Genomic DNA, 10,806 nt, shown 5'->3' on the forward strand with positions numbered 1-10,806 from the left:
CACAGGCTTGAGGCCCGTGCGGGTTCGTCCGGCTCAGGTGGACAGACTGCCGGCACCTCCTGGCCTCAGGCCGGGAACGTGCGGCAGCCCCGTTGCGGCGAGTCTATCGCCCGGGGCCGGGCACTCGCATCATCGCCAGGGCGTACTCGGCGAGGTTGTCGGCAGCGGCGTCCTTGGACACCGGGCCCTCAGGGTCGTACCACTGCGAGGTCGAGGTGCACATGTTCGACACCACGCGGCCGGCGAACCGCCAGTCGGGGTTGGTGAACGCGCCAGTCTCGATGCCCTCGCGGGCGAGCGCGTCGACGGTGTGCTGCACATCGCGGCGCAGCCCTGCGATGCGGGAGCGGTCGGGTTCGTCGATGCTGCGCATCTCGCTGGCGCCGATGAATCCCTTGCGCCGCTGCTCCAGGTGGAACAGCGCCAGCTCGCGCACCACCTGCCGGTAGCGTTCCTCGACCGGCTGGCCTTCCGCCGCCGTGAGCACATGGTCGAGCCGGCTGATGAGCTCGGACATCGTCTCGTCCATGAGGCTCACGAGCATCTGCTGCTTGGAGGTGAAGTAGTGGTAGACGCCGGCCACGCTCACCCCGCCGGCCTGGGCGATCTGCCGCATCGAGGTGCCGTGGTAGCCCCAGCGGACGAAGCAGTCGATGACCGCCTCGACGATCTTGGGATGCGGGGCATCGGGAGCGCCGCGCACGAGGTGTGGGGCGCCGGCGTGCTCGCGGCCGCCGGGCCCGGTGCGCACCGCGCTCGGCTCGAACTCGCTGGAGTACATGAGGTCTTCGAGTTCGAGGCCAAGCACCTCGGCCAGCCGTGAGACTCGCTCGACGGTGACCGAGACGCGTTCGCGCTCGATGAGGGACAAGGTGGCGGGACTGACGCCGATCTGCGAGCTGAGCTCCTCCAGCGTCAAACCGGCCTGTGCTCGGGCCGCACGGACGCGGCCGCCGATGCCCGATCCGCCTTCAACCCCATGAACTTTAACCATACTAAACAGGATACGGCACTCACACGCCGTCTGCAGGCATGCCCACCGCGCGTTTCCGGGTCAGCGTGGCCCAGTTGCCGAATGAGCGTTCGGCTCAGCAGGTGACGTCGGGTTCGGCCTCGGGTTCGGGGCCGAAGCGCAGGCTGCGGCCGGTCACCTCGGTCGGGCGGATGCGGATGTGGCGGGACTTGGTGCTCGCCACCCAGGGGCGCAGTCCGGCCTCTTCGGCTGCGGCGATGTCGGCGGCTGTCTCGAGCACCTCGGCGCGGCCCTTGACGACGACGCTGCGGGCGCCGGGGGCGGCGATGCGGTCGACCTCGAAGGCGACCCGGCCACTGATCATCACGGCGGCGAGCTTGGTGCCGGCGGCGGTGCGGATGTAGAGGGCGCCGTCGTAGGCGGCGTAGTTGACGGGGAAGATCTCGATCTCGCCGTTGACGGCGACGGCGAGCCTGCCGAAGCTCTCGGATTCCAGCAGCACCCAGCACTCATCGAGGCTGAGGGTCTCAATCGGCGACGGGGTGGTCTTTTCGGGGTTCTGCGTGATCTGTTCCATAGTCCATTGTGAGCCCGGGCACACCTCATGCGGAGCGGGTGGCCGCCAGGCGGAACCGGTTGGCTCAGATTCCCGAACCCAGCACGGCCACCAGGACTGATGCCGCACTCACCCAGACACCCCCTCGGGAGCGGCAACGGGCTTTCACTGCGACCTGGGGTGAGCAGCCGCACAAGCGCGGAACCTGTCTCGGCTCGCGGAATTGCGCGCCTGGGGTATTGACACCCCGGCGCCTGCGCACAAAAATCAAAAGATAAAGGCTGAACGATTGTTCGCCAAACATTAAAACCGGGTGCTCGGCGTCGCGCACCGCCGTCGGCATCGGCGCACCCGATGAATGGCTCGTATCCGCCGAACTCCCCTGGAGGGAATGCCATGACCGATGTACCCAATCTCACCGAACTGCTCGCTAACGCACCGACCAACTGGGGCAAATGGGGACCCGATGACGAAGTGGGGTCACTCAACTACCTGACTCCGGTCAGTGTGCTGCAGGCGATCTCGCATGTCACCTCAGGAGAGGTCCACACACTCCAGCGCCTCATCGGCGATCCGAAGGGCGACCCGGTGTGGCCGGGCCGCTCGCCTGCCGAGCGCGAGATGGTGATGGACGAATCCATCTGGGACCGCGAGGACGCACCCCAGTTCCCCGGCGGCCTGCACTATGCCGATGACAAGATCGAGGCGTTCCTGCAGGGGTCCACGCAGTACGACGCGCTCGGCCACGTCTGGTACGACGGCAAGCTGTGGAACGGCTATGACGCCCGGACCACGGTCGGCGGCATGGACAAGGCCAGCGTCGAGCCGATCGCCCAGCGCGGCGTCGTCGGCACCGGCGTACTGCTCGACATGGCCCGGCATTTCGGCGTCGAGGCGATGGAGGCCAAGCACACCTTTGACCACGCCGATCTGCTCGCCTGCGCCGAACGCCAGGGCGTCACGATCGACAAGCGCGACATCCTGCTCATCCGCACGAACCACCTGCAGCTGTTCTTCGAGCAGGGCGAGAGTTTCTACGAGGACTTCTGCGAACCGGGCCTGGAGTACAGCCCGGAGCTCGTGCAGTGGTTCGCCGATATGGAGATCCCCAACCTCGTCACCGACACCATCGCCAACGAGGTGACGATGGACCCCTCCACCGGCGCCGCCCTCGTCCTGCACAACGCGCTCATGCGCAACCTCGGCATCGCCTTCACCGAGATCTGCGACCTCGAATCGCTCGCCGAAGCCTGCGACCGCGAAGGCCGCTACAAGTTCTGCTACATCGCAGCCCCGCTCAAGATCCACCGCGCCACCGGCTCACCCGTCAACCCGATTGCACTGCTATGAATGCACCCACGTCAGATTCCATGTCAGACATGCTGCCCCTCGATCAGCACCTGCCAGTCCCCTACGCCACGGTGCCGCAGATGTTCGCCGCCACCGTGGCCAAGCGTCCGTCAGCCACACTCGTCGACTGCTTCGGCCGCACGTGGACGTGCGCTGACGCCGAGGCGGAAGCCGAGCGCCTCGCCCGTGTGTTCGCCGCGCACGGGATCGCCGCAGGCGACCGGGTCGCGCTGTTCGCCCAGAACGACCCGATCTTCATCACCGGGCTGCTGGCAGCCTGGAAGCTCGGTACCATTGCGGTGCCGGTCAATCCGATGAACACAGCCCGCGAGCTGGGCTACCAGCTGGAGGACTCAAGGGCGAAGGCCCTCATCACACTGCCGGGCCTGTGGTCGCTCGTCGCCCGTGAGGTCGTCTCTGCCGGCATCGGCGCTGTCGAGCTCGTCATCGTCGCGGGCCACGATGAGTGGCGGATGACAGGCGACCGGCCGGAGCAGTCCCGCGCGGAGGTGACAGACGAGCTCCTCAAACCGGTTGGTCAGGCTGTCGTGTGCTCGGCTGATGACCTGCCGGCCGGCTCGGATTACGAACCGGCCGAGCTGACAGGCGACGATGTCGCGCTGCTGACCTACACCTCGGGAACCACCGGCAAGCCCAAGGGTGCGATGAACACGCACGGGAACCTGACGTTCAATGCCGAGACCTATGTGCAGATCTCCGCGCTCGAACCCGGCGAGGCGATCCTGGCGGTCGCGCCGCTGTTCCACATCACCGGGATGGTCGGCCACGTCATGCTCGGGCTGCGGCTCGGCACCCCGATCGTCATCACCCACCGCTTCCACCCCAGCGTCATGCTCGAGGCGATCCGCCGCACCCGCCCGGCCTTCACCGTCGGTGCGATCACTGCACTCATGGCACTGGCCGACAGCCCGGAGGCGAGGGCCGAGGACTTCACCAGCCTGCGCACGATCTACTCCGGCGGCGCCCCGATCGCGCCGTCGCTCGGTGATCGCCTGGAAAGGATCTATGGCGCGTATGTGCACAACATCTTCGGGATGAGCGAGACAGCCTCTCCGACGCATCTGGTGCCGCGCGGCCAGCGCGCACCGGTCGATCCCACCTCGGGTGCCCTGTCGATCGGCAAGCCGGTCTATGACACGCGCGCGCGGATCGTCGACGAGAACCTCGCCGACCTCCCGCCGGGTGAGTACGGCGAGATCGTCATCACCGGCCCGCAGATCACCCCGGGCTACTGGAACAAGCCCGAGGCGACTGAGGGCGCCTTCGTCGATGGCTGGCTCAAGACCGGGGACATCGGCTTCGTCGACGACGAGAGCTGGTTCTACCTCGTCGACCGGAAGAAGGACATGATCAACGCCTCCGGCTACAAGGTGTGGCCGCGCGAGGTCGAAGACGTCCTCTACACGCATCCGGCCGTCGCCGAGGCGGCGGTCATCGGGGTGGCCGATGAGTACCGGGGCGAGACGGTCAAGGCCTTCGTGACGCTGCAGAGCGGGCAGCAGGTGGAGCCTGCGGAACTGGTGGCCTTCTGCAAGGCGAATATGGCGGCCTACAAGTATCCGCGCGAGGTCGAGATCCTCGACGAGATGCCGAAGACGGCCACCGGCAAGATCCTGCGCCGCCAGCTGCGCACGCCCTGAACCTGCAGACGCGAAACGGCCACCACACGCGCTGTGTGGTGGCCGTTCTTCTGCCGTAGCGGGGGCGGGGCTCGATCCCGCGACCTCACGATTATGAGTCGTGCGCTCTAACCACCTGAGCTACCCCGCCGCAGTACCGCTTTTGAGCGGCACGAGAGCCCCGAAAGGGAATCGAACCCTTGACCTTCTCCTTACCATGGAGATGCTCTGCCGACTGAGCTATCGGGGCAACGAGAAAATACTATACACACTTTCCCGGTGCTGACAAAATCGGCGTCCTGACGGTCAGTCTGCGTCGTACTTGGCAGTCAGATAGCCCTGCAGACGACCCGGATGATCAGTGATGATGCCGTGCACGCCGGCGGCCATGAGACGCTCCCAGTCGGCCGGCACATTCGACGTCCACACGAGGCAGCCGTAGCCTTCGGCCATGAATTCCTCCAGCAGCGCCTGACGCAGGAAGAATCCGCGACGTGAGGGGTTGTAGAACGTCACATCGAGGTCGGCGGCCAGCGTCTTGTCCTCTGGCCGGGGCACCATGCGCAGCAGCCCGCGGGCGACCATCGGGATGAGGTCGCGCACGGCGGTGAGCGTCTTGGGCGAGAAGCTCTGCAGGATCATCCGGTCAGCCATCCCGGTGGCCATGATGTCGTCAGCGACCTGCGCGATCGCACCGGGTGACCAGTCGTCCTTGAACTCCAAGAGCAGGTTGCCGTCAAAGTCTGCCAGATTGGCGAGCACGGTGCGCAGCTTCGGCACCCGCTGGCCGATGAAGCCCGGGCCCATCCATGAGCCGGCGTCGGCTAACGAGATCCGCTCATCGCTCATCTGCGCTGCGGTTCCCGTCGCCGAGGTGGTGCGGTTCAGCGTCGTATCGTGCAGCACGATCGGGGTCCCGTCAGCGCTGATCCCGATGTCGATCTCGATCCAGTCGGATCCGAGCACCCGGGCAGCTTCGACAGCGACGAGGGTGTTCTCCGGTGCGACTCCCGAATAGCCCCGGTGGGCGATGACCCACGGCTTGTGCTCCCCACCGGGAGCGTGCGGGTACCCGTGATCGGCGAGGAACGCCTCGAACATCAGTTGACTCCTCGCATGACCTGCCCGAGGCGGCTGTAGCCTTCGACCGCGATCGCGCGCCACAGCATGGCCGCGGCTTCCGGATCCGACTTCTCCAGCTTCTCGATCGCGGACTTCGACAGCAGTTCGACAACGGTCGGCTCGGCCACGCGGACGTCGAAGGGCTGATGGTAGGTCTCATTGAGGGCGAGCTCACCGAAGGACATGCCGGCGACGAGCTGCGCGTTGACGTCGCCGCCCTCATCCTCAGGATTGAGGGTGTGCACCTCGCCGGAGACGATGAACCGGATGCCGTCGAACTCGTCACCGACCTTGCGGACGATATCGCCGGTGTCGTACTCCTCGCGCTTGAGCAGGCTGACGACCTTCTCACGGATCTGCTCGTCGATGCCCTCGAGCAGCACTGGAGTGGAGATCGCCTCGTCGGGGAAGCAGTCGTCGTCGCCGTACTGGCGGAGAATCTGATCCTCAGCCCACGAGAGGGCATCGTTGCGGTCCTCGAAGATCTCGACCCGCATATCGACGGGCACGAGGAGGTTCGCCAGCCGGTCGAACGGGTCGACGAGACCGAGGGCGGTGTCGACGTCGGCGAGCGCGGCGGCCAGCCGCGAGATCGCCTTGACTGAGACCTCGGCGATGTGATCGGCACGCGAGAGGTCGACAACGACGCAGACGGTGTTCCTGTCGAATGTCGCGACCTCACGGGAGAGCACTTCGATGCCGGAGAACAGCAGGTCGCCCATGATTTCGAGCACATGGGCGCGCTCGCCGTATTCTGCGAGCACCGCCTCGGCGGCTTCCGGGCGACGCGTGGTCGAGGGCACATGGTCGATGGTGTCGTGCGTGCGGATCGTCGACAGACCGGCCTTGGAGGTGCGCACGAAGTGCAGCTCCAAGTCGCGGGAGAGGATCCGGTGGGCGGCCAGACCGCGCACGCTCGAACCATGCTGGTCGAGCGGCGGTGCGTAGGTGGCGATGCCGAGCTGGCCGGGCAGAGCGGAGATGATGCCGCCGCCGACGCCGCTCTTGGCCGGCATGCCGACCGAGGACACCCAGTCACCGGAGTCGTCGTACATGCCGCAGGTGAGCATGACCGACAGCACCCGCTGGGCGACCTGGCGAGAGAACACGCGCTTGCCGGTGACCGGGTTGACGCCGAGGTTGGTCAGCGTCGCGGACATGATCGACAGGTCCTTCGCGCTGGTGAGGATGGCGCACTGGCGGCTGTAGTCGTCGAAGGCCGGCAGCGGATCGCCGTCGATGATGCCCCATGAGGCGAGGAACCACGACAGCGCGCGGTTGTGCATACCGCCGTCGCGATCTGCTTCATAGGAGACCTCGTCGACTTCGAGGTCCCGTGCAGCGCAGTCGGACATGACGCGCAGGATCTTGTCGAAGACCTCGCCGTCGGAGTCCGGGAGAATCTGGGCGGTTGCTGCAATCGCGCCGATGTTGATGAGCGGGTTCTTCGGCCTGCCGGTGTTGGCCTCGCTGGAGAGGTCCTTGAACGAGGACCCGGAGGGCTCGACGTCGATCTTCGCGTCCATGAACCGGAAGCCGCGATCCTGCAGCGCGATGGCGTAGCAGAACACTTTGGAGATCGACTGCATGCTGAAGGGCACCTCGGCGTCACCGGAGGTGTAGGTGTATCCGTCAGCGGTTGTCATCGCCAGGCCGCACAGATCGGGGTCGGCCTCGGCGAGTGAGGGGTTGTTCTGCGGCTGTTCACCGCCGTGGACATCGAAGAGACGCTCGTGCACGGAGTCGAGGTACTGCTGAATGGGCGATTGCATGGTTCCAGGCTAGCCGACGCATCCTGTCCCACGCTGACTGTTCGCACGGCGGTGACAGCGAACCCCGTTGATGCATCGGTCGCACGGCAGAGACCGGTGGGCACCTGTTGGACGAGTGGGCGACCATTGGGCGGCAAGGTGAGCCGACCGCATCTGCGAAGGCACTCACGGTCGCCCCGCAGGGGTGTGCACCCACGACCGTTTGCTGCCTGCTCATCACTCACCTGCTTCTACTCGGCAGTAATGCGTGGCTCAAGCATGCATTCCTGAATGTGGGCGCAGGCGCGGCTCCAGAAAGATTTTGCGCAGTCATCTGCATCGCACTGAATTGTTTGAATCTGCAAATTCGCATAAACTGAATACTGCTCCACGGTGCCATCCGCGCCATACTTGCGGCGCACCGCAACTGAAGCATGCCGCAGGAGAACCCACCTGAGGAACGGATCTCCCATGACCGAAACGCCAACGCAGAAGAAGCCCAATCGTCGTGCCGTCAAGGCAGCCGCAGCCGGTGCCCTCGGTGTGGCCCTGCTCGCCGGACTCGGCACCACCTTCGCCAAGTGGTACGAAGAGCAGACCATTGGCGACGCCGACATGCAGTCAGGTCACCTGAATCTGAATGTCGATGGCGCCCAGTGGGTCGATGTCAACAATGGCAATGCCGCGATCAACGCAGATACCTTCCGCATGGTCCCCGGTGACAAGCTGCGCTACACCGCCGATGTCACCACGGACCTTGCTGGTGACAACCTCGAAGCCACGCTGCGAGTGAACACCGATGAGACGGTCTCCGGTGACCTCCAGGACATCGTCGAGGTCACGGCCACTGTCGGTGACGGAACTGACACCGAGCGGACCGTGACCCCAGCCGACAACGGCACTACCATTCAGGTCTCCGTTGAGCTCGAATTCCCGCTGACGACGGACGGCCAGGATCCGGCTCCAGACAACGACCGGTCGAACTGGTGGGTCAACGAAGGTGAAGACGGCACGGTGAACCTGTCGTCCACCAAGGTCGAACTGATCCAGAACAACAACCCCGACAGCCCCTGATCTGATGACCGTTGCCTCCGTGCGACGGGTAGCGGCAGCCGCGGTGGCCGCCGGTCTGGGGGTGGTTCTCCTGTCCTCGACCGGCGTCACCCTGGCGAAGTGGTACGAAGAGACCACCCTGCCGGATACCCAGATCTCCTCCGGCTCTCTCACGCTGGAGGCCGGTTCCACCGCTCCGGTGCAGCTGCACAGCCGATTCTCCGTTGATCACCGGTCCTTCACCGGGGGTATCGCCTGCACGGCGCCGAGCGGGTTCGCGGCGTGCCGTGAACTCACGGCAGCTGAACTCGAAGGGCAGCGACTGCTGCCCGGCGACCAGCTGCTCATCCAGGAGACTTTCACGGCAGCAGCGAACGGGACGAACCTCACCGCACACGTCACCGTCGATCGGACAGACGTCACAGCTGCTCTGCCCAACGGCACAACGGTGGACACCGAGTTCACCCGCGATGGTGAGAGCCTCGACGATCCGGCCGAGATCTCTGGATCCGACCCCGCAGAACTGAAGGAAGCCGAGTGGCTGGTGAGCTCGACGATCATCACCCCACAGCAGTGGCCGGTGTCCTTCGAGTCCCGCAGCATCGACCTCGGCACGCTGACCGTTCAGCTCGAGCAGCAGGCACAGTGACACCTCTGCTGCAGTCGACACCGCACCGGCACTGCAGGCCCGCACTGGGCACCGGCAGGGAACACCGCCGGTGACAGCTCACTCCAGCGCCGAGCTGTATCCGAGAACACACGAGACACGACACGCATGACGATACGAAAGGAGCACGCACCGTGAGACAGCAGTGGATCGCCCTGGCAAGCCTCATCGCTGCACTCCTCATCGTCATCGCCACTGCCCTCACCCCGACCGGCTCCACTTTGGCCATGTGGTTCGAAGAGCTCACCACCGATGAGCTCTCGGCACAGACGGACAGCTACACGCTCGACTTCGCCAATGTGCCCAGCACCAGCGAGAGCACCAACCCGGCACAGCCTCCGGTATGGAATCAGCCGAGCTTCACCGTCACAAACGAGTCCTCGACGCTCGCGCGGGTGATGCGCATCACCCGCGCCCAGCTCACAAGCCGCTACAACTACTACGACTTGTCAAGCCCCGAGTTTTGTAGAGGGATTTCTATCTGGAAATGATGCCAACGCCCGAGCTGGCTGCTCCGTGTGGACTGCTTCGAACTCAACGGGAGGCATGTGCCCGATCTCGCCGTGAAGTCGGCGATTGTTGTACCAATCGACCCACTCCGCGATCGCGACCTCGACATGCGACACATCCCGCCATGGCCCGTGATTCCGGACCAACTCGGCCTTGAACAACGAGTTCAACGCCTCCGCCATCGCGTTGTCATACGAATCCCCGCGAGACCCGACCGACGCGACAGCATCCTCCACCGCGAGTCGCTCCGCGTAGCGCACGGCACGATACTGAACTCCACGGTCGCTGTGATGGACCAGACCGGACAGATCGTCACCATCACGCCGACGTGTCCAGATCCCCATCTCCAACGCATCGACGGCCAGCGTCGTGTACAACCGCGTTGACACCTGCCAACCCACGATCCGACGAGAGAACACATCCAGCACGAACGCGACGTACACCCATCCGGCGAACGTCCGCACATACGTAATATCCGCGACCCACAACTGGTTGGCTGCCTCTGCCGTGAAGTCACGATTGACGAGATCCGCAGGCCTGTCCGTCTCCGGTGCCGGCTTCGTCGTCCGGGGCCCTTTGGCCCGGCTCACACCTCGCAGTCCTGCTTTCCGCATCAGCCGCTCGACGGTGCACCGAGCCACGTCCCGCCCCTGCCTGCGCAGCTCGGCATGGACCTTACGCGCTCCGTAGACGCCGTAGTTGTCCTCGTGCACCTGCGTGATCGCCTCCGTCAGTTCCACATCCCGTTGTTGCCTGGCTGAAGGCTTGCGGGTGCGGTGGGCGTAGTAGCTGCTCGGGGCGATCTGCAGCACCCTGCAGATCGGCTCGACCCCGTGTTCATCACGATGCGCGTCGATGAACGCACACATCACCGCGAGGGGCGGTCGAGCTCCGCCGCGAAGAAAGCCGATGCCTGCCGCAGGATCGTATTCGCTCGCCTAAGCTCACGAACCTCCCGCTCAAGCTCTGCCATCCGCGCAGCGTCATCCGAGGTGGTACCCGGCCTGAGCCCTTCATCGATCTCAGCCTTCTTCACCCACGTCCGCAGCGCTTCAGGGTGGACACCGAGTTGCTCCCCGATCCGACGGAACGCGCCGGCTCGAGTCGCCGGGTCCTGTCGCGCATCAATCGCCATCCTTGTCGCTCGCTCGCGCAGCTCGTCAGGGTACTTCCGTGGTGCGACC

At 65.2% G+C, this 10,806-nt stretch carries 10 protein-coding genes, 2 tRNA genes and 1 other annotated feature; of the genes, 5 read left to right on the plus strand and 7 right to left on the minus strand.

Annotation, left to right across the window (positions count from 1 at the left end; translation table 11 throughout):
- Nucleotides 1-103: 103 nt before the first annotated feature.
- Both B4E96_RS13245 and B4E96_RS13250 read right to left on the minus strand, forming a co-directional pair.
- The gene (locus B4E96_RS13245) at nt 104-994 is read right to left on the minus strand and encodes a helix-turn-helix domain-containing protein (RefSeq protein WP_286957974.1); all 891 of its coding nucleotides are present in this window, start codon (nt 992-994) and stop codon (nt 104-106) included.
- A gap of 94 nt (nt 995-1,088) precedes the next feature.
- The gene (locus tag B4E96_RS13250) at nt 1,089-1,550 is read right to left on the minus strand and encodes a pyridoxamine 5'-phosphate oxidase family protein (protein ID WP_259793576.1); all 462 of its coding nucleotides are present in this window, start codon (nt 1,548-1,550) and stop codon (nt 1,089-1,091) included.
- Between the two features lie 375 nt (nt 1,551-1,925).
- On the opposite strand from B4E96_RS13250, the gene B4E96_RS13255 reads away from it, so the two are divergent.
- Together B4E96_RS13255 and B4E96_RS13260 are read left to right on the plus strand one after the other, a co-directional pair.
- Nucleotides 1,926-2,879, plus strand: a complete 954-nt coding sequence (locus B4E96_RS13255) for a cyclase family protein (protein WP_286957975.1) — start codon at nt 1,926-1,928, stop codon at nt 2,877-2,879.
- 29 nt (nt 2,880-2,908) lie between these two features.
- Nucleotides 2,909-4,540, plus strand: coding sequence for a class I adenylate-forming enzyme family protein (locus B4E96_RS13260; RefSeq protein ID WP_286957976.1), 1,632 nt, complete (start codon nt 2,909-2,911; stop codon nt 4,538-4,540).
- A gap of 56 nt (nt 4,541-4,596) precedes the next feature.
- Here B4E96_RS13260 and B4E96_RS13265 read toward each other — a convergent pair.
- The 4 genes from B4E96_RS13265 to glsA form a co-directional block, all read right to left on the minus strand.
- Nucleotides 4,597-4,670: transfer RNA gene (locus B4E96_RS13265), tRNA-Met, on the minus strand.
- 26 nt (nt 4,671-4,696) lie between these two features.
- Nucleotides 4,697-4,769: transfer RNA gene (locus B4E96_RS13270), tRNA-Thr, on the minus strand.
- Nucleotides 4,770-4,825: 56 nt separating this feature from the next.
- A complete protein-coding gene (locus B4E96_RS13275; RefSeq protein WP_217006997.1) occupies nt 4,826-5,620 on the minus strand; it encodes a glycerophosphodiester phosphodiesterase in 795 nt (264 codons plus the stop codon).
- Nucleotides 5,620-7,413 (minus strand): glutaminase A, encoded by a 1,794-nt coding sequence (gene glsA, locus B4E96_RS13280; protein WP_286957977.1) that lies wholly within the window; start codon nt 7,411-7,413, stop codon nt 5,620-5,622. The genes B4E96_RS13275 and glsA overlap by 1 nt, the downstream gene beginning before the upstream one ends.
- Nucleotides 7,414-7,863: 450 nt before the next feature.
- Between glsA and B4E96_RS13285 the strand changes: the two genes are divergently transcribed.
- From B4E96_RS13285 to B4E96_RS13295, 3 genes are all read left to right on the plus strand, one after another.
- A complete protein-coding gene (locus tag B4E96_RS13285; RefSeq protein WP_286957978.1) occupies nt 7,864-8,466 on the plus strand; it encodes an alternate-type signal peptide domain-containing protein in 603 nt (200 codons plus the stop codon).
- A 4-nt stretch (nt 8,467-8,470) separates the two neighbouring features.
- Nucleotides 8,471-9,094: a hypothetical protein gene (locus B4E96_RS13290; RefSeq protein WP_286957979.1), complete on the plus strand. Its 624-nt coding sequence runs from the start codon at nt 8,471-8,473 to the stop codon at nt 9,092-9,094.
- A gap of 152 nt (nt 9,095-9,246) precedes the next feature.
- Nucleotides 9,247-9,603 carry a hypothetical protein gene (locus tag B4E96_RS13295; protein ID WP_286957981.1) on the plus strand — a complete coding sequence of 119 codons (357 nt, stop codon included), beginning with the start codon at nt 9,247-9,249 and terminating at the stop codon, nt 9,601-9,603.
- Here the strand turns inward: B4E96_RS13295 and B4E96_RS13300 are convergent.
- A protein-coding gene (locus B4E96_RS13300; RefSeq protein ID WP_286957982.1) for an IS3 family transposase occupies nt 9,562-10,806 on the minus strand; the annotation gives its coding sequence in 2 pieces (ribosomal slippage) (nt 9,562-10,529 and nt 10,529-10,806; 1,246 coding nt annotated over the 2 pieces). This gene is flagged as partial in the annotation. The two genes, B4E96_RS13295 and B4E96_RS13300, sit on opposite strands and share 42 nt — an antisense overlap.
- Nucleotides 10,417-10,530: a sequence feature (AL1L pseudoknot), on the minus strand. It overlaps the preceding gene by 114 nt.

The organism is Brevibacterium sp. UBA7493 (assembly GCF_002479565.1).
Lineage (GTDB): Bacteria > Actinomycetota > Actinomycetes > Actinomycetales > Brevibacteriaceae > Brevibacterium > Brevibacterium luteolum.